General features: G+C 39.5%; 18 protein-coding genes. 2 read left to right on the plus strand and 16 right to left on the minus strand.

The features are described 5' to 3' along the window. Positions 1-162 precede the first annotated feature (162 nt). A complete protein-coding gene (locus PCY12_RS03810; protein ID WP_000917603.1) occupies positions 163-924 on the plus strand; it encodes a DeoR/GlpR family DNA-binding transcription regulator in 762 nt (253 codons plus the stop codon). Between the two features lie 283 nt (positions 925-1,207). On the opposite strand, the gene PCY12_RS03815 is transcribed toward PCY12_RS03810, so the two are convergent. From PCY12_RS03815 to PCY12_RS03875, 13 genes are all read right to left on the minus strand, one after another. Then, complete coding sequence (locus tag PCY12_RS03815; protein ID WP_301351624.1) at positions 1,208-1,465, minus strand: DUF3884 family protein; 258 nt, start codon at positions 1,463-1,465, stop codon at positions 1,208-1,210. 42 nt (positions 1,466-1,507) lie between these two features. Further along, positions 1,508-2,914, minus strand: a complete 1,407-nt coding sequence (gene lacG, locus PCY12_RS03820; protein WP_301351626.1) for a 6-phospho-beta-galactosidase — start codon at positions 2,912-2,914, stop codon at positions 1,508-1,510. A gap of 336 nt (positions 2,915-3,250) precedes the next feature. Beyond that, on the minus strand, positions 3,251-4,942 hold the full coding sequence (locus PCY12_RS03825; protein ID WP_301351628.1) for a lactose-specific PTS transporter subunit EIIC: 1,692 nt from the start codon (positions 4,940-4,942) through the stop codon (positions 3,251-3,253). Then, entirely contained in the window at positions 4,942-5,259 is a 318-nt protein-coding gene (locus PCY12_RS03830) for a PTS lactose/cellobiose transporter subunit IIA (RefSeq protein ID WP_262078539.1), read from the minus strand. Before PCY12_RS03830 ends, PCY12_RS03825 begins: the two co-directional genes overlap by 1 nt. Positions 5,260-5,294: 35 nt before the next feature. Further along, positions 5,295-6,131: a transcription antiterminator gene (locus tag PCY12_RS03835; RefSeq protein WP_301351629.1), complete on the minus strand. Its 837-nt coding sequence runs from the start codon at positions 6,129-6,131 to the stop codon at positions 5,295-5,297. Positions 6,132-6,363: 232 nt separating this feature from the next. Next, positions 6,364-7,344, minus strand: coding sequence for a tagatose-bisphosphate aldolase (gene lacD, locus PCY12_RS03840; protein ID WP_301351630.1), 981 nt, complete (start codon positions 7,342-7,344; stop codon positions 6,364-6,366). Position 7,345: 1 nt separating this feature from the next. Continuing rightward, entirely contained in the window at positions 7,346-8,275 is a 930-nt protein-coding gene (locus PCY12_RS03845) for a tagatose-6-phosphate kinase (protein WP_301351631.1), read from the minus strand. 10 nt (positions 8,276-8,285) lie between these two features. Then, positions 8,286-8,801 (minus strand): galactose-6-phosphate isomerase subunit LacB, encoded by a 516-nt coding sequence (gene lacB / locus PCY12_RS03850; RefSeq protein WP_001216916.1) that lies wholly within the window; start codon positions 8,799-8,801, stop codon positions 8,286-8,288. Positions 8,802-8,831: 30 nt separating this feature from the next. Further along, a complete protein-coding gene (lacA, locus tag PCY12_RS03855) occupies positions 8,832-9,257 on the minus strand; it encodes a galactose-6-phosphate isomerase subunit LacA (protein ID WP_000029277.1) in 426 nt (141 codons plus the stop codon). 156 nt (positions 9,258-9,413) lie between these two features. Then, the gene (locus PCY12_RS03860) at positions 9,414-10,310 is read right to left on the minus strand and encodes an aldose 1-epimerase family protein (protein ID WP_301351632.1); all 897 of its coding nucleotides are present in this window, start codon (positions 10,308-10,310) and stop codon (positions 9,414-9,416) included. A gap of 99 nt (positions 10,311-10,409) precedes the next feature. Then, on the minus strand, positions 10,410-11,885 hold the full coding sequence (locus tag PCY12_RS03865) for a PTS galactitol transporter subunit IIC (protein WP_301351633.1): 1,476 nt from the start codon (positions 11,883-11,885) through the stop codon (positions 10,410-10,412). 47 nt (positions 11,886-11,932) lie between these two features. Further along, complete coding sequence (locus PCY12_RS03870; RefSeq protein ID WP_000590550.1) at positions 11,933-12,238, minus strand: PTS sugar transporter subunit IIB; 306 nt, start codon at positions 12,236-12,238, stop codon at positions 11,933-11,935. 38 nt (positions 12,239-12,276) lie between these two features. Continuing rightward, positions 12,277-12,753: a PTS sugar transporter subunit IIA gene (locus PCY12_RS03875; RefSeq protein ID WP_000521974.1), complete on the minus strand. Its 477-nt coding sequence runs from the start codon at positions 12,751-12,753 to the stop codon at positions 12,277-12,279. 179 nt (positions 12,754-12,932) lie between these two features. Between PCY12_RS03875 and PCY12_RS03880 the strand changes: the two genes are divergently transcribed. After that, on the plus strand, positions 12,933-13,085 hold the full coding sequence (locus PCY12_RS03880; RefSeq protein ID WP_301351635.1) for a hypothetical protein: 153 nt from the start codon (positions 12,933-12,935) through the stop codon (positions 13,083-13,085). Positions 13,086-13,165: 80 nt separating this feature from the next. On the opposite strand, the gene lepA is transcribed toward PCY12_RS03880, so the two are convergent. The 3 genes from lepA to recN form a co-directional block, all read right to left on the minus strand. Continuing rightward, complete coding sequence (gene lepA / locus PCY12_RS03885; RefSeq protein WP_301351637.1) at positions 13,166-14,989, minus strand: translation elongation factor 4; 1,824 nt, start codon at positions 14,987-14,989, stop codon at positions 13,166-13,168. A 78-nt stretch (positions 14,990-15,067) separates the two neighbouring features. Then, positions 15,068-15,796 carry a metallophosphoesterase family protein gene (locus PCY12_RS03890; RefSeq protein ID WP_301351639.1) on the minus strand — a complete coding sequence of 243 codons (729 nt, stop codon included), beginning with the start codon at positions 15,794-15,796 and terminating at the stop codon, positions 15,068-15,070. A gap of 1 nt (position 15,797) precedes the next feature. Continuing rightward, positions 15,798-17,465, minus strand: a complete 1,668-nt coding sequence (gene recN / locus PCY12_RS03895; protein ID WP_301351640.1) for a DNA repair protein RecN — start codon at positions 17,463-17,465, stop codon at positions 15,798-15,800. Position 17,466: the final 1 nt, after the last annotated feature.

Consider the following 17,466-nt stretch of genomic DNA (forward strand, 5'->3'; position numbering starts at 1 on the left):
ATCAAAAAGTAAACTAGAAACAACAAAATAATAACTTAATAAAAATATCGAAAGTTTTGAAAATAAACCTCGATATTTTTGTTTTTGTTTTATTTTGTTGTTTTTGTATTTGAATGATGAGCTAGTTTATGGTAAGATAGTAGTAGGAAACGAGGTGATAATATGCTCAAACAAGAAAAATTAACCAAAATTTTAGAGATAGTAAATAGTAAAGGAACCATAACGGTTAAACAGATTATGGATGAAATAGCCGTTTCAGATATGACTGCAAGGCGCTATTTACAGGAATTAGCTGATAAAGATTTGCTGATTCGTGTGCATGGTGGAGCTGAAAAACTTCGAACCAACTCCCTTTTGACTAATGAGCGATCAAATATTGAAAAACAAGCCCTCCAAACGGCAGAAAAACAAGAAATAGCCCGTTTTGCAGGCAGTCTAGTAGAAGAAAGAGAAACTATTTTCATTGGACCAGGAACAACATTAGAATTTTTTGCACGTGAGTTGCCTATTGACAATATCCGCGTCGTGACCAACAGTCTACCTGTTTTTCTGATTTTAAGCGAACGAAAATTAACAGATTTGATTTTGATAGGTGGAAATTATCGCGATATTACAGGTGCTTTTGTTGGCACATTGACCCTACAAAATCTCTCTAATCTCCAATTTTCTAAAGCTTTCGTTAGCTGTAATGGTATTCAAAACGGAGCTCTAGCTACTTTTAGCGAGGAAGAGGGAGAGGCTCAACGCATCGCTTTAAATAATTCTAATAAAAAATATTTACTCGCAGATCATAGTAAGTTCAATAAGTTTGATTTTTATACTTTTTATAATGTATCAAATCTTGATACTATTGTTTCAGATTCTAAACTAAGTGATTCAATCCTTTTTGAGCTATCTAAACTTACTAAAGTCATCAAGCCTTAATCAACTGAAAGATTCTGGGTAACAACTCAATTTCAGAAGTAAATCTTCCCACAATAAAACGCATAGTATCAAGTTTTTTCAACACCTGATATTATGCGTTTTTCTGTATCAAAGACTTTTTGCCCAATTATTTTATCTGCCATCTCAAAGCTATGCATTGAGAAACCTGCGACTTGCTTTCTAGTTTAAAGTTGCTCTTTGATTTTTATTGAGTATAAGCAACGTGATTAGATAAGAGTTTTGCAGAGTACTAGATATAAGATTTAACTTTTTTGGAAATTGGTTACGATTGTTGAAACGGCATAAAATCTGAATCAAAGGAGATAGTATCCCGTTCTTCAGGATTGATAAAATTTAAAAATAGATTTTTGAATTCTTCCAGCTCATAATCTGAATGATAAATCCATTCTTTACCGGTCGAGACATACCATTTCCCAAGACTTTTCAATTCTTCATTCGTCAAACATGGTATTTGAGAACATTTTTCGAAATTTATAATATAAACTTTTTCATAAATAGATTGGATAAAATCTTTGAACATCTTTTTGCCTCACTAAAATTCTATATCTAATGACTCATTCTACTACTCAATCACTTGAGTTTCTGCTACTTTCTTGTACCAGTGAGCTGATTTCTTCGGATAACGTTCTTGAGTTTCAAAATCTACATAGAAGAGACCGTAACGTTTTTCATAACCGTTTGACCAAGAGAAGACATCCATTAATGACCAAATGAAGTAACCTTTTACATTAGCTCCATCTGCAATAGCATCAGATAAGACTTCCAAGTGTTGTTTCACATAATCAATACGACCATCATCGTAAACAGTGTTATCAATAAACTCATCTTTATAACCAAGTCCATTTTCAGTGATGTAAATCTTCTTGTAGTTAGGATAATCTTTCTTCACGCGCATGATTTGGTCATACAAACCTTGAGGGTAGATAATCCAATCCCAATCCGTACGTGGTACATAATCAGGAGCTACACGACGACCAACACCTTTGATTTGGTATTTAGAGCTTCCTTTCTCACCCTTACCATTATGGATAATTTCAGTTTCTCCATCAAAGGCTTCCATCCAGTCACTCATATAGTAGTTGATGCCTAGAAAATCATTCAAGTCTTTTGCGGCTTCTAATGCTGTGAAATCTTCTTCACGAAGATCTAAGCTACCACCATTGGCAGCCAAGATAGCCTCTACCCCTGCCAGAGTCTTTTCAGAGTAGTGACCCAGATAAGTTGCATCCAAGATAAATTTGTTATGGATAATGTCCTCCAACTCTGCCGCAATAACATCTGCAGGATTTTCAGGATCCAAAGGATACTTGGTTGGAAGAGCGTGAACAACACCAATTTCACCTTTATAGCCCCTATCTTTATATAGCTTGACTGCACGTGCATGAGACACCATCATATTGTGGTGGGATTGGAAAACTTTGGCAAGGTCGTACTGAATACCTGGAGGGAATTTCCCAACCAAGTATTGACCATCACCGATTGGGCCAATTTCATTAAAGGTTGTCCAATAGTTGACTTCTGGAAATTCTTCAAAACAGAAAGCCGCGTAGTCTACAAAGTGTTCGATATTTTCACGGTTTAAGAAGTCTCCATTTGAGTGGAGAGCTTCTGGCGTGTCAAAGTGATGAAGAGTTACAAAAGGCTCAACATGACGTTTGTGACACTCTGCAAATAGATTATGATAAAACTCGACACCTTTCTGATTTACTTGACCGTAACCAGTCGGAAAAATACGTGACCAAGCAATAGAAATTCGAATACCATTGACACCATACTCTTCTGCTAGCTTTAGGTCAACTGGATATCGATTGTAAAAATCACTGGCTGGTTCTGCAGTGTACCAGTAGTTATCTTCAAGATATTTATCCCACGCTACTGGTCCTTTACCATCAGTATGTGTAGCACCTTCTGCTTGATAGGCAGCTGTTGCGCCACCAAAAATAAAGTCTTTTGGTAATGTTTTTGTCATTTTTTTCACCTATTTCTTGATTTAAATAAAGTAAAAGTGAGAGGAGAGGAGTCAGTGAGCCATCCTTCTCCATCTCACTTCTTGTACCAAGTCACCGAATTGTGACATGAGGAGGTAAAAACGATATCTTTTTACCGACAAATTAACAAGGCGATTAAGAAATTCGCCATAGCGATTTCCATAACGATAGGAGACTATTTCAGAGTCCCTATCGTTAATCGAATTGTGACATGAGGAGGTAAAACGATATCTTTTTACCGACGAATTAATAAGGCGATTAGGAAATTCGCCATAGCGATTTCCGTAACGATAGGAGACTTTTCAGAGTCCCTAGCCTTAATCGAATTGAGCTTGTACAAATGCAAGAGCACCTTTTCCATCACGAGTTAATTTGATGTATTGAGCTCCCTCTGTTTTCGCAAGTTTAATATCGAGTTTATCTGTTTCTGCTTTCATGTCTTCAAAGTTTGAAGCAACTTGAGGGGCTAGGATAACCAAATCAAACTCTGGTAACATTTCACGGTGAGCACCATAGCCACCTGCTGCTGCTTTCACAGGAACATTGTATTCTGCAGCTGCCTTATTCAAAGCATTTGCAAGAAGTCCACTTGTACCTCCACCAGCACAGAGAACGAGGACATTTGTTTCTTCAGTGATGGTATTTTGTGCTGCTTCTACACCCGCTTTTTCAAGAATAGCATCTGCTTTTGCAGTGTTGAAGTTTGCAGCAACTTTTTCTTTCAATTCATCATTAGACTTACCTGAACGCTCTTCTTCAAGAATTTGTTCATCATAGACCTTAAGGAATGGATAGTAAATGACTACGTCAACCACGATTAGAAGGGCAGCAAGAATGAATGATAGAACTTGGAAGTTTGTACCAAGGACAATCCCCAAAGGTCCAGGAGTAACCCATGGAAGGTTGGCAGTAAATGAGTTCATGCCAAGTGTTTCGATAAAGAACTTAAAGATCCATACGTTTGCAATTGGTGCAAAGATGAATGGGATAAAGAAGATTGGGTTCAAAACAAGTGGTGCACCAAACAAGATTGGTTCATTTACACCAAAGAAAGTTGGAACTACTGAAGCACGACCGATTGCACGGTTACGTTTTGATTTTGTTAACCACATGAACATGAATGGAACAACCAGTGTCGCACCAGTACCACCCATGGTAACGATAAACATTTGTGTACCAGAAGTAAGAATCTTATCAGCGTGCATACCTTGTTGGAGAAGGTTCAAGTTGACTTCGGCATTTGCATAGGTAATAGCTGCGATAGCAGGTTCAACGATAGATGGACCATGAATACCAACAAACCAGAAGAAGGCAAAGGCACCAAAGATAATGGTAATACCAAGATAGCCATCAGCTGCAGAGAATAATGGTGCAAAGAATTTACCGATTGATTCTGCTACACTAGCACCCACAAAATGACGTGCTAGTAAATCAAGAGCATAAAGAGAAACCACTGATAGAGTGAATGGAATCACATCTTTAAAGACTTGTGAGATATTTGGTGGAACTTCGTCAGGCATGCGAATAGTGACATTGTTCTTAACACAAACCTTATAGATTGCTACAGTAACAAAGGCTGCTAGGAAGGCTGAAAGCAAACCTTTTGTTCCGAGGAATCCTGTTGCAAAGCCACCTTCAATTGGATCAGCTGCCAACATCAATAATCCAACAATAGCTGCCAACAGAGTTGACATATAGTTGATTTGATTGGTTTTCTCCATGCTCCGGTTTACTGAGTCGGTCAGTGATTTAGCAGTCGTACCAGCTAGCAAAAGTGCGAGAATACCCATAGAATAGCTATAAGGTTTCATCAATAGAGCCACTACTTCATCAGACCATTTAAAGCCCCATGAGTTTGGTACAAAGGCAATCAAGATAAAAATACTTGAGAAGAGAATAACAGGCATACCTGCAATGAAACCATCACGAATAGCACGAAGATAGATATTACGAGATAATTTCTCAAAGAAAGGTTTTCCTTTCTCAATAAATGTAATTAGTTTATTCATTATTTAACTCCTCTCTTGTACAGTTCAATTAAATGGTGCATCAAATCTTTTAACAAAATAGTTGTCATCAAGTGGTCTTGGCCATGCATCATGGTTACACTATAAGCTAAGTCATCACCTGAAGCTTCCTTAGTCAATAGACTTGTTTGCGCGTGGTGAGCTTCAGCAATACAAGAACCAGCTTCCTCAACTAAGCTATCCACTTTTGCAAAATCACCAGCTTCAGCAGCTTTCAAGGCTTCCAATAGTTTTGAACGAGCATCGCCTGCATAGGCTACGATTTCAAAACCTAACAATGTTACTTCTTCTCTATTCATGATAGAATTCTCCTTATGTATTTTTAATTAAATTTTTATGACAATAAACGTTGGATATGTAGAACTAGATAAACTCGTTCACTTTTATACAAATCAAGACCCGTATGTTGCGTAATCACATCATAGATCTTGGAGCCAATCTCGAACGCTTTTGGATAGGATTGATTGATATGCTCTTCCATATCCAGAAGTGATTGGTTATCATCTCTAGATCTGTCTAAATAATCCAAGAAATAATTCAGATGAATCATAAAGCGATCATAGAAATGGGTATTCTCTTTGGTTCGTTGAATTGCATATTCCTTTAGAACTTCCTCAACATTCCTGAGAATTTCTTTCCTCTTATCAATCGACTCCACAAGTTCCACTTCATTTTCACCTTCAGCATTAATGAAATGATAAGCAATCCGAATAATTTCGTCCTCAGGAAAATGATCCGCTAACTTCTGGCGGTAAATTTCAAATGCTTCATTTGCGATTTGAAAAGCGACAGGATACTTAGTGGAAATATCTGGCAGATTACTATCCTTGTATCTTCCTTGTGCTAGAGCTTGGTAAGAACAGTAAATATGATCTGTCAAGGTTACGTAGAGATACTCTTGAATTGGATAATGATATTTCTTTGATAGCTTATCAATGATCTCATAGGTCACTGTGATAAAATCAAGCGGAACATCTTTGAGGAGAGCCATAAAGTTTTCCCTGGACTCTTCGGTCTTCATCCGAAAGATTTTCTCAACCTGCTGTTCAGCAATCAAATCCCCCTTCTTCTTTCCAAATGCAATCCCCTTACCAATCACAATCACTTCTTCTCCTTTATCATTTCTGACAAGCGAGACATTGTGATTCATTGGATTTAGAATTCGATACATGTCAACCTCCTTTTATGTCTTAAAGGTATATGAGTATAAAAAATGACCACAAATGAACTAGAAAATCAGCCGATTCCTAATTCACCTGTGATCATGCCTAATATTACTTAGTAACACTCACCTTGTATTAACTTGTGATTTAAGTATAGCACAAGTAAGTTAATTTGTAAACCTTTACATACAACTTTTTTAAAAATTTTTAGATTCATGTTCCTAACCTAGGAGGACTTTCTTACACGCGCTCTTTCCATGAAGTCGCTGTTGTTTGAAGAACTTTATTGAGTTCGTCAATGTTTTCAAAACCAGTTGTGCGAAGCCATTCGCGAGCTGCTGCTTCACCATCTTTGATGTAAGCTTCAACTGATCCAGCCCATGTTGCACGGCCACAAAGAACTCCGTTAAAGTTTGCACCTGATTCATGGGCAAATACAAGAGTATCTTGGAAGAGTTTAGCTGATACACCAGCACTCAAATAGATGTATGGCAAGTTAGTTGCTTCATCTTGTGCTTTGAAGAAGGCTGCTGCTTCTTCACGTGTATAAACTACTTCACCTTCAGCGAAGCCTTCAACATATTTAATGTTAACAGGAACTTCAACTTTCAAGACATCAATGTTAAAGCGTGGGTCTGAGAAGACTTTCATAGCACCGATAACTTTGTGTGGTTTTACTTTCGCATATTCTACAGAACCAGCGTCCGCAATTTTTTCATCGTAAGCAAGGATTTCAAGGAAGAATGGGATATCTTCAGCCACACATTCAGAACCGATGCGTTCGATGTAAGCTTGTTTTTCTTGGTTGAGTTCGTCTGAGCTATCTACATCATAGTAAATCAAGAATTTAACTGCATCTGCACCTTCTTCTTTAATACGTTTTGCAGACCAAACATCCAAGCAGTCTGGCAAACGTTTTGTACTTGTTGTGTCATAACCTGTTTTTTCATAAGCAAGGAGAAGACCAGCCTTTTCATCAAGAGCTTTAGTTGCTGGAAGTCCATACTCAGGGTCAAGAAGCATAGATGAAGCGTATTTAGTCAATTCATCTGCTACCAAGACTTTGAGTTCTTCCATTTGAGCCACAGTTGGTTCTTCTGTTTGGTGTTGAGCCATGAGACGTTTCAAAGCACCGCGTTGGTCAAATGCAAGAGCTGAGATGATACCATTTTCATCAGAAAGTTTTTCTAAGCGTGCACGTTTTTGTTCTGTTAAAGCCATTTTATACCTCTTTTACTATTAATTGATCATATAGAGCTTGATAGTTGGCCATGTTGACATGACCAGTCATTTTTTCTTGAGCATTGAGCATACCAAGGACATTTGCCTTGATGAGTAATTCTGCATCCGATTCTTTATGAAGAAGTCCTGAAGAAATTCCTGCCACAGTAGAATCTCCAGATCCGACAGGGTTGACTACCTGAATTCTAGGAATATCTACCTTGTAGAAAGTGTCACCATGTTTGGCAAAGGCACCGTTGGCACCAAGTGAAACAATAATCCATTCAATCCCTGCAAACAAAGGTTCTTGAAGTACTTCTTTTAATTCATCCAAATCCTCAGAAACTTCTCTTCCTAGAAGCTGGGACAATTCCTCATTATTTGGTTTGATGACTGTTGGTTTATGTGGTGATTCAAGAACCGCCTGAAGTGCTGCACCAGAGCAGTCCAAGACAACAGGCTTGCCAACTTGATTAGCAATTTCTACCAAGCTCGCATAGTAATCAACTGGAAGACCAGCTGGCAGACTGCCTGAGATAGCTACTACTTCAACTGACTCCAGAAGATTTTTGAAATGTTCCAAAAAGTCTTGACCTTCCTGTTCCAATACTTCAGGACCTTTTTCAAGAACTTCTGTTTGGTTATCTCCATGAAGAATAGCGATACAGTTACGAGTTTCTCCCTGAATTGAGAAGAAATCTTTCTTTACTTGATCATCGATATGTTCAACCAAAAACTCACCAAGTTTACCACCCACTAAACCAGTAGCAAGAACAGAATCCCCAAATTCTGAAAGTACTCGGGTAACATTGAGTCCCTTACCACCAGCCGTTTTGGTTACATCCACCACACGATTGACAGTATCAATCTTCAACTCATCCAAGGGATAGGAAATATCAATGGATGGGTTCATTGTGACTGTTAAAATCATAGGTCACCTCTTAGTCGTGGTATTCTCCGCGATCCCATTTTTCAAGGAATTCAGTGAAGAAGTTTGCGTCTGTTTGTTGAGCATTGTGACTTTCAAGGTGTTCAATTTTCGCAATCAATTTTTTGTTTTCTTCAGTTGGTTTGTATTCAGCATGGATGAAAGCTTCGATGATATCGCACATGAGCAATTCACCAGTAATCTTACCACCAAAACCGATAACGTTGGCGTTCAATTGTTCTTTAGCATAAAGGGCTGTTGTCATATCACGAACCAAGGCAGAACGGACACCTGGAACTTTATTTACAGCGTTGTTGATACCAACACCAGTACCACAGATACATACTCCAAGATCAGCTTGACCACTAGTTACAGCTTCCCCTACTTTTTTACCAAAGATTGGGTAGTGAGTACGTGTATGGTCATATGTACCAAAGTCAATGACTTCATATCCTTTTGATTTCAAAAATTCTGAAACCGCCATTTTTTCATCTGTTACGATGTGGTCACATCCAATTGCAATTCTCATTTTTATCTTACCTTTCTTACTGTAATCTACTTAGCACATTTTGTTCAACATGTCGACACGAATTTGGTGACGTCCACCATCGTATTTACCGTTAACAAATCCTTTAGCGATGTTTTTAGCCAATTCATCACCAACAAGTTGTGCACCCATAGTGATCATACGTGAGTTGTTGTGGCCACGAGTCATATAAGCTGAACGTTCGTCAGATACTTCTGCAGCAACCATTCCTTTGATTTTTGTTGCAACCATAAATGGACCAGCACCGTAAGCATCAATCACGATACCAAGGTTTTGTTCTTCTTTGTTTACTTCTGCAGCAACAGCGAGAGTCACATCAACAAAGTCTTGACCTTCAGCTGTAACATCCACAACGTGGAAATTTTCTTTTTCTAAGAAGTCTTTCACAACTTCTTTCAATCTCAAACCTGCAGCATCTGCACCGATAACAATAGACATATTGTATACTCCTTTTTATTTTTTCTATGCTGGATTCCAGCAGTGTATTGGCTGTCTTTAAAAAACAGTCAATTAGTCCTCACAAACATAATATACTACTATTGTTTGAAAAAGTCAACAGTTTGTGTTTGTTTTTGTTATTTATTTTTTACTTTTTTATAAAACTTCTATCTCAAACCCTATTTCTTCAACCTGATTGGCTTCTAAGAGACGAACATTCTTCTTATCTTCTAAATGATCTCCTTCTTCAAGGGATGTTGACAAGCCAGACCATGGCTCAAAGGCAATGAAAGGCCCCTTGTTCAAAGTTGACCAGATGATGAGGTTTGGAAACTCTGCAAAGTGCACTTTCAATCCCTTATCATGTTTACGAGAACGAAGGGCAATTGTTCGAGATTGCAATTCATCCAAAGTCACTGCATCTGTGCTGAAAAGATCATAGCTGAGGTCTAATTCTTTTTGACCATCTAGCCATGGACTTCTATCTTGAAAATCCAGCAGACCCGTGTCTGGGAAAGGACGTGGAACAGAGCAAGTCTCTTCTTTCTCAAACTCTATATAGTAATCTTCGTAGACTTCATCATCCAGTAGAGGACAATTAAATCCTGGATGTCCACCAATAAAGTAAGGCATGACCTTGCTAGTTTCTTTATTAATTATTTTGTATTGAGTCCGTACTGTCTTGCCAGTAAGGCTATAAGTGATTTCTAGGCGAAAATGATAAGGATAGTTTTGATAGCTATTCTCATCGTCTTCAATTGCAAAAGTTACACTCTTATCTGTCTGTTCAACTAATTCAAATTCTTTCTTGCGAACCAAACCATGACGAGGAATCTTTCCTTTACTTTCTTGTCCATTATCATCTATATAAAGTGCTGTATCCTCTCTCAGTGAACCACAAATAGGAAAGAGAACAGGAGCTTGTCCACTCCAATAAGTAGCATCTCCTTGCCACAAATACTCCAGTCCCTCAGCATCTTTTATAGAAGAAAGAGCCCCACCAAAACTGTTAAATTGAACTCTTAATTGTTCTGATTTTAATTCAATTACCATTATTTTCTCCGATTTCTTGATAGTTTATAAAAAACTAGGCTGTCACTCCTAAACGGTATGACAACCTAGTTTCAACAATTTACATTTTATAGGAGCGCATTATTTTGCTTTTGCTGCGTACTCTTCGTTACGTTTGATCATTTGTTTTCTGTACCAAGCAAAGATACCGATATAGAATACAAGGAAGACTACAGCACCAAGGATTGCTTTGATATCACCAGTTGTAGTGTTACCAATTGTCCAACCAAGAAGTTTTTCGATTGGTCCTTCAAGAGTTGAGTGAGTGATCAATTGAGTTTCGCTCACACCTGCTGGGAAAGCACCTACACCTTTAGCAAGTTCTGTTGCAAATGGTGCAATAAGTGTACCTGAAAGAAGGAAGAGTGGCAACAAGAGTGTTCCGAAGATGATCATACGGAGCAATTTACCACGAGTTACAACCAAGAGAGCTGGAGTAACACCCATAGCAATGATACCTGCAAGTGGCAAGATACCATTTCCAACTTTTGAAAGAAGCACAGCTTCAATCAACATGATTGGTGCAAGTACGTTAGCACAAGCCCAGATTTCAGCACGACCAGCGATGAATGGCCAGTCAAGACCGATGTTGAATTTACGTCCTTGAAGACGTTTAGTAGCAACGTTCGTAATACCTTGTGATAGTGGTTCTACGGCAGCGATGAACCATGAACCGATAAGTGAGAAGAGTTCCAAAGATACACCGGCAGTCAAACCAAGAGACAACCATCCTCTGATAACAAGACGCCATTTATCTGCATCTTCAACTCCTGCAATTGGATGTGGAGTTCCCATAATACCGATTACAATACCAAGAATGAAACCGATAAAGAATTTAGATCCCCAGAAACCGATTTTCTTGTTCAATTTAGCAGCGTCAAAGTCATATTTATCAAGACCTGGGAAGAATTTTTCAAAAATCTTATCCAAAACCATGATAACTGGGTTCATCATGTAGTTCATGTGAGTTGATGTCATTGGTGATGAACTTGGAGCGTTAAGAAGATCATCAAATGTAGGTTTCATCAAGTCAGAGTTGATAATTTTCAACACACCAACAAGCACGATAGCTGCTGTAGCAATAAAGAGTGAAACCCCTTGACTCACACCATTGTTGTCAGCATACCATTTAATCAAAAGACCTGTGATAGACAAGTGCCAGATATCAAAGATATCAACGTCAAGTGTATCTGTTTTCTTCATTGCAAGCATCACTATGTTGACAATCAACATGATGAGCAAGAAGTAAAGTGTCCAAGCAGAACCCCAAGTGATTGTAGCAAGTGGTGCCCAACCAACGTCAGTAATACTCAATTGGATACCAGTGTTTTCAACGAATTTTGCTAGTGATGCTGAGAAAGCAGTGTTTAGCATACCGATGATGGCACCGATACCTGTAAGAGCGATGGCAAGTTTGATACCACCTTCAAGCGCTTTGGAGAATTTCACTCCAAAAAGTAAAGCCAATACTGTCAAAATGATTAACATGATGACAGGTCCACCCATATCTAAGACGGGTGTAAAGACCTCTTTGATTAGGTCAAAGATTGCATCCATAACAGTTCCTCCCTTTTTTATGTTATATGAATGTTAACAAATTAAAATTAGCTTAACCCGTGTTCTTTGATAGCTGCTTCAATATTATCATATACTGGAGCACTCATAGCTGGGATACGGAATAAGATTGGTCCAGCTTCGATAACTGGAATACCTGGGTCAAAACCAAGGTCTGTCGCAGCAATTGGTGTGAAGATGTCATAACCTTTGATAAGGTCTTCGTTAACGTCTTTGACCATAACTGCATCACAGTGAACATCGTAGCCACGGTTTGAAAGTTCTTCTTCAAGAGCACTTTTAATTTGGTGGCTTGAGTTAACACCTGCACCGCAGGCAGCAAGAATTTTAATCATATGGATCTCCTCCGATTTAATATTTTTAATAGACAAGATTAAGCGATTGCTTCAGCGATATAAGCATAGAGGGCTTCTGGTTCAGAAATTTTTGATAGGTCTTCAAGATGACCATTTCCTGTGAAGAAGTCCATCAACTGAGCAAGAATGTTGGTTTGACTTGAACTCGAGTTATTGATGATAAAGAAGAGTAAGGATACTTCTACTTCCTTATCCGGCGCAATCATATTGTGGAAGGTCACCGGTTTCTCTAATCGAACGACCACAACTTTTTCAGCCAGATTATGAACAATATCTGTGTGAGGAATAGCCACATTCGGCAAATCCTTACCCAAAAATTCCATATCTAAGCCAGTTGGAAATGACTTTTCACGCGTGATCAAGGCTTCACGATAGGTCGGAGTTACGATTTCTCGTTCTTCCAATAAAGTTGCAACCTGATCAAAGAGATGTTCTTGATTATCCGCTTCTAAGCAAAACACAAGGTTTTTGTCAAAGAAATGATCTAATCCCATAAGGTTTTCCCTTCTTTCCATTAACTTTATGCCATAAGTATAACACTATATGAAATCGTTGTCAATAGTTTTCTGTTGATTTTTGTCTCTTTTTTTATATTTTTGTTGTGTTTATAGTTTGTTATATAAAAATAAACACACAAACAAATACTCCAAGCATTTTTCTGTTCTAATACTCAATGAAAATCAAAGAGCAAACTAGGAAGCTAGCCGCAGGTTGCTCAAAACACAGTTTTGAGGTTGTAGATGAAACTGACGAAGTCAGTAACCATACATACGTCAAGGCGACGCTGACGTGGTTTGAAGAGAGTTTCGAAGAGTATAAAAACTAAAAAAGCAGACCATTTAAGCCTGCTTTACTATTGATTCTTATATAAATTTCCTATGAACAAGGAAAAGCAATTATGACAACTTATTCTTCATCCATGCTCAAGACGCTGAGGAAGGCTTCTTGAGGAACTTCTACTGATCCGATGGCTTTCATACGCTTCTTACCAGCTTTTTGTTTTTCAAGGAGTTTACGCTTACGAGAAACGTCACCACCATAACATTTAGCAAGTACGTTCTTACGAAGGGCCTTGATATCAGTACGAGCCACAATATTGTGTCCAATAGCTGCTTGAATTGGCACCTCAAATTGTTGGCGAGGGATAATTTTCTTGAGCTTATCAACGATGAGTTTCCCACGCTCGTAGGCAAAGTCCTTGTGAACGATAAAGCTGAGGGCATCCACCTTGTCTCCATTGAGAAGGATGTCCATTTTGACCAGCTTAGATGGGCGATATTCTGACAATTCGTAGTCAAAACTTGCATAACCACGTGTCGAAGACTTGAGTTTATCAAAGAAGTCGAAGACGATTTCAGCAAGTGGAATTTGATAGATGACATTAACACGGTTATCGTCAATATAGTCCATAGTCACAAAGTCCCCACGCTTGCGCTGAGCTAGCTCCATCACTGCTCCAACAAACTCTTGCGGTACCATGATTTGCGCTTTAACATATGGCTCTTCAATGGTCGCAATCTTGGTTGGGTCTGGGAACTCAGACGGGTTGGACACATCCATAGACTCACCGTCGGTCAAATTAACCTTATAGATAACAGACGGAGCTGTCATGATGAGGTCGATATTGAACTCACGCTCTAAACGTTCTTGGATAACATCCATATGGAGAAGTCCAAGGAATCCACAACGGAAACCAAATCCAAGTGCCTGAGATGTTTCTGGTTCAAACTGAAGACTAGCATCATTCAGTTGCAATTTTTCAAGGGCTTCACGAAGGTCATTGTACTTGTTTGATTCAATTGGATAGAGACCCGCAAAGACCATCGGATTCATCTGCTTGTAACCATGTAATGGCTCTGCCGCAGGATTGGTTGCCAAGGTAACGGTATCACCCACACGCGTATCCTGAACCGTCTTAATAGAAGCCGCAATATAACCAACGTCACCAGTCGCAAGGAAATCACGACCAACTGCTTTCGGAGTAAAAATACCGACTTCGGTCACATCAAAGGTCTTGCCATTACTCATGAGCTGAATCTTATCACCAGGTTTGACCACCCCATCCATGACACGCACTTGGAGAATAACCCCACGGTAGGCATCGTAAACAGAGTCGAAAATCAAGGCCTTAAGTGGCGCCGTCACATCACCCGTTGGTGCTGGTACTTTTTCTACGATTTGCTCGAGGATTTCTTCAATACCGATACCAGCCTTGGCAGATGCTAAAACTGCTTCACTGGCATCCAAACCAATGACATCTTCAATCTCCGTACGCACGCGCTCAGGATCTGCAGCTGGTAGGTCAATTTTGTTAATGACTGGCATGATTTCCAAATCATTATCCAAAGCCAGATAAACATTGGCAAGGGTTTGAGCCTCAATCCCTTGGGCAGCATCGACCACCAAAATCGCTCCCTCACAGGCAGCTAGCGAACGTGAAACTTCATAGGTGAAGTCTACGTGTCCTGGTGTGTCAATCAAGTGGAAAATATAAGTTTCCCCATCTTTTGCAGTATAATTCAGCTCGATGGCATTCAACTTAATGGTAATCCCACGTTCCCGCTCTAAATCCATACTATCCAAAAGTTGGGCCTGCATTTCACGACTGGATACTGTCTCTGTCTTTTCCAAAATGCGGTCTGCTAGAGTCGACTTTCCATGGTCAATATGGGCGATAATAGAGAAGTTACGGATCTTCTCCTGTCGTTTTTTCAATTCTTCTAAGTTCATGATTCTCTTCCTTTCAGGGTATCTATTTATTATAAATTGTTTTTGACATTTTGACAAGACCATACCCTGCTAGGAGTACTAATCTTCAGCGACAAAGCCGTCATTTTCGATAAAGTGGTGTTCTGTCATCCCTTGGTCTGTAAAGACAATCCCATGAAGGACACCACCATAAACAGCTCCTCCATCCATTCCAATCTTGCCATCTTCCGTCATCCAAAGCTCAGCTGTACCGCGTTCTTGCTTCAACAAACCATAGACCGGTGTATGACCAAAGACAATAGTTTTCCCAGTATGATTTTCTGCTTCGTGGAATGGTTTTCTAAGCCATACTTTCTTGTAATCTGTAGTTTCATGCCAGTCGTCCAAGATCAAATCAATACCTGCGTGCACAAAGATATACTTATCTGTCTCTACCACAAACGGCATTTGACGAATAAATTCGACCAAGTCTGCCGCTTCAGTAGCAACACGCTTGGCATCCTCAACTCCATCAACTGGTGCATCCAAGGGACGACCTAGGATAGAGTTAATGGTTGTATCTCCACCATTGCGACGATAATGGTCATAGCTTTCTTCTGGGTCATCGAGCCAAGTCAAAAACATATACTCGTGATTTCCTGACAAACAGATAGCCCCTTGATTATCGACCAAGTCCTTAACCATCTCTAGGACACGGCGACTATCTTCACCACGGTCAATCAAATCCCCTAGAAAGAGCAACTGGGTCTGACCATCCCACGTTTTGAGAAGGTCTTCCAGCACCCCAGCTTTTCCGTGAACATCTCCAATTACATAATAGTCTGTCATCTTATTTCTCCCTGTTTCTCAACAATTCTCTGGCTTGCGTCAGGGCTGCTTCCGTCACATCATCACCTGCCAACATCTTAGCAACTTCTTCCACTCGCTCTTCAACCGTCAAGAGACGAACAGTCGAAACCGTTGAATGGTCATTACTAATCTTCTCAATAAAGAATTGATAATCCGCAATCGCAATCACTTGTGGTAAATGGGAAATAGCTAGAACCTGCCCATGCTGGCCAATCTTGTGAATCTTCTGTGCAATAGCCTGAGCTACACGGCCTGAAACTCCTGTATCCACCTCATCAAAGACAATGCTGGTCTTTCCTTCTTTACGTGAAAAGGCAGACTTAATGGCTAGCATGAGACGAGACAATTCCCCACCAGATGCAACCTTAACCAAGGGTTTAAAGTCTTCGCCAGGGTTGGTTGAAATGTAAAATTCGACCATTTCATTGCCCTCACGGCTGAATTTGCCCTTGCTAAAACGAACCTGAAACTGGGCTTTTTCCATAAAGAGGTCTTGCAGTTCTTGTTTAATCTCTGCTTCTAGCTGCTGAGCCAAGTCATGACGAGCAGATGCAAGCTGACCTGCCAAATCAACAAGATTGACTTCTAATTTCTTGAGCTCTGCTTCCATGTCCTCAGATGAAAGGTTATTGCCTGTCAAGAGATTGTACTCTTCTGTAATCTTGGCAAAATAAAGCAAGACATCGTCTACAGTCCCACCATACTTACGGGTAATAGTATGAAGGAGATCCAAACGATTCTCAACCTGCATGAGACGATTGCCGTCAAAATCAAGATCCTCAATAATAGCTTCCAGACGCTTGCTAATGTCTTCTAAGACATAATAAGTCTCAGACAGAGAGCTTGAAATTTCACGGTATTCAGGGTCATACTCTTCGACACTTTCCATATCATTCATAGCTGAACGAACATTGGCCAGACTTGAAAAGTCTTCATTGTCCAACATACTGTAGGCATTGGTCAGTGTATCCGCAATATTTTTATGGTTGAGCAGTTTATCTCGCTCTTGATTGAGAGCCAAATCTTCTCCAGCCTGCAAGTTTGCTGACTCAATCTCTGCCATTTGAAATTCCAACATTTCGATACGTGCCTTATGTTCTTGTTGGTTTTTCTTGACTTCCAGAACCTGCTTGCGCATTTTCCGATAAGCATCAAAACTCGTCTGATAGGTTTCTTTCAAGTTCCAAAAAGCTGCATCGCCAAATTCATCCAACATCTGGATATGAAGTTGAGGACGCATTAACTCCTCTTGGTCATGCTGACCATGTATATCCACAAGATGTTGTCCAATAGCACGCAAAACAGACAGATTAACCATCTGGCCATTGACACGGCTGATACTCCGACCATTTTGCAAGATTTCCCGACGAATGATAATTTCATCACCCAATTCTAAACCTTGCTCATCAAAAATTTCCTGTAAAAGTCGACTATTCTCAACCGAGAAAAGCCCCTCAATCTCTGCCTTTGGCGCACCATGACGAATAACATCTGTCGTCGCACGAGCTCCCAACATCATATTCATGGCATCAATGATAATCGACTTCCCTGCACCCGTTTCACCAGTCAGAACAGTCATCCCCTTTTCAAAATTGAGGGAAATAGCCTCAATAATGGCAAAGTTTTTTATCGAAATTTCAAGTAACATA

It is taken from the genome of Streptococcus sp. SPS1 (assembly GCF_030439915.1).
In the GTDB taxonomy this organism is placed as follows: Bacteria; Bacillota; Bacilli; order Lactobacillales; family Streptococcaceae; genus Streptococcus.

Excerpts from the sequence above, each read along its gene's own strand:
- PCY12_RS03815 (WP_301351624.1), bottom strand. The coding sequence starts at position 1,465 with ATGTTCAAAGATTTTATCCAATCTATTTATGAAAAAGTTTATATTATA.
- PCY12_RS03845 (WP_301351631.1), bottom strand. The coding sequence starts at position 8,275 with ATGATTTTAACAGTCACAATGAACCCATCCATTGATATTTCCTATCCC.
- lacB (WP_001216916.1), bottom strand. The coding sequence starts at position 8,801 with ATGAGAATTGCAATTGGATGTGACCACATCGTAACAGATGAAAAAATG.
- lacG (WP_301351626.1), bottom strand. The coding sequence starts at position 2,914 with ATGACAAAAACATTACCAAAAGACTTTATTTTTGGTGGCGCAACAGCT.
- PCY12_RS03875 (WP_000521974.1), bottom strand. The coding sequence starts at position 12,753 with ATGGGATTAGATCATTTCTTTGACAAAAACCTTGTGTTTTGCTTAGAA.
- PCY12_RS03880 (WP_301351635.1), top strand. The coding sequence starts at position 12,933 with ATGAAAATCAAAGAGCAAACTAGGAAGCTAGCCGCAGGTTGCTCAAAA.
- PCY12_RS03830 (WP_262078539.1), bottom strand. The coding sequence starts at position 5,259 with ATGAATAGAGAAGAAGTAACATTGTTAGGTTTTGAAATCGTAGCCTAT.
- PCY12_RS03810 (WP_000917603.1), top strand. The coding sequence starts at position 163 with ATGCTCAAACAAGAAAAATTAACCAAAATTTTAGAGATAGTAAATAGT.
- PCY12_RS03870 (WP_000590550.1), bottom strand. The coding sequence starts at position 12,238 with ATGATTAAAATTCTTGCTGCCTGCGGTGCAGGTGTTAACTCAAGCCAC.
- lepA (WP_301351637.1), bottom strand. The coding sequence starts at position 14,989 with ATGAACTTAGAAGAATTGAAAAAACGACAGGAGAAGATCCGTAACTTC.
- PCY12_RS03890 (WP_301351639.1), bottom strand. The coding sequence starts at position 15,796 with ATGACAGACTATTATGTAATTGGAGATGTTCACGGAAAAGCTGGGGTG.
- PCY12_RS03860 (WP_301351632.1), bottom strand. The coding sequence starts at position 10,310 with ATGGTAATTGAATTAAAATCAGAACAATTAAGAGTTCAATTTAACAGT.
- PCY12_RS03825 (WP_301351628.1), bottom strand. The coding sequence starts at position 4,942 with ATGAATAAACTAATTACATTTATTGAGAAAGGAAAACCTTTCTTTGAG.
- PCY12_RS03865 (WP_301351633.1), bottom strand. The coding sequence starts at position 11,885 with ATGGATGCAATCTTTGACCTAATCAAAGAGGTCTTTACACCCGTCTTA.
- lacD (WP_301351630.1), bottom strand. The coding sequence starts at position 7,344 with ATGGCTTTAACAGAACAAAAACGTGCACGCTTAGAAAAACTTTCTGAT.
- PCY12_RS03835 (WP_301351629.1), bottom strand. The coding sequence starts at position 6,131 with ATGTATCGAATTCTAAATCCAATGAATCACAATGTCTCGCTTGTCAGA.
- recN (WP_301351640.1), bottom strand. The coding sequence starts at position 17,465 with ATGTTACTTGAAATTTCGATAAAAAACTTTGCCATTATTGAGGCTATT.
- lacA (WP_000029277.1), bottom strand. The coding sequence starts at position 9,257 with ATGTCTATTGTTATCGGTGCAGATGCTGCAGGTTTGAGATTGAAAGAA.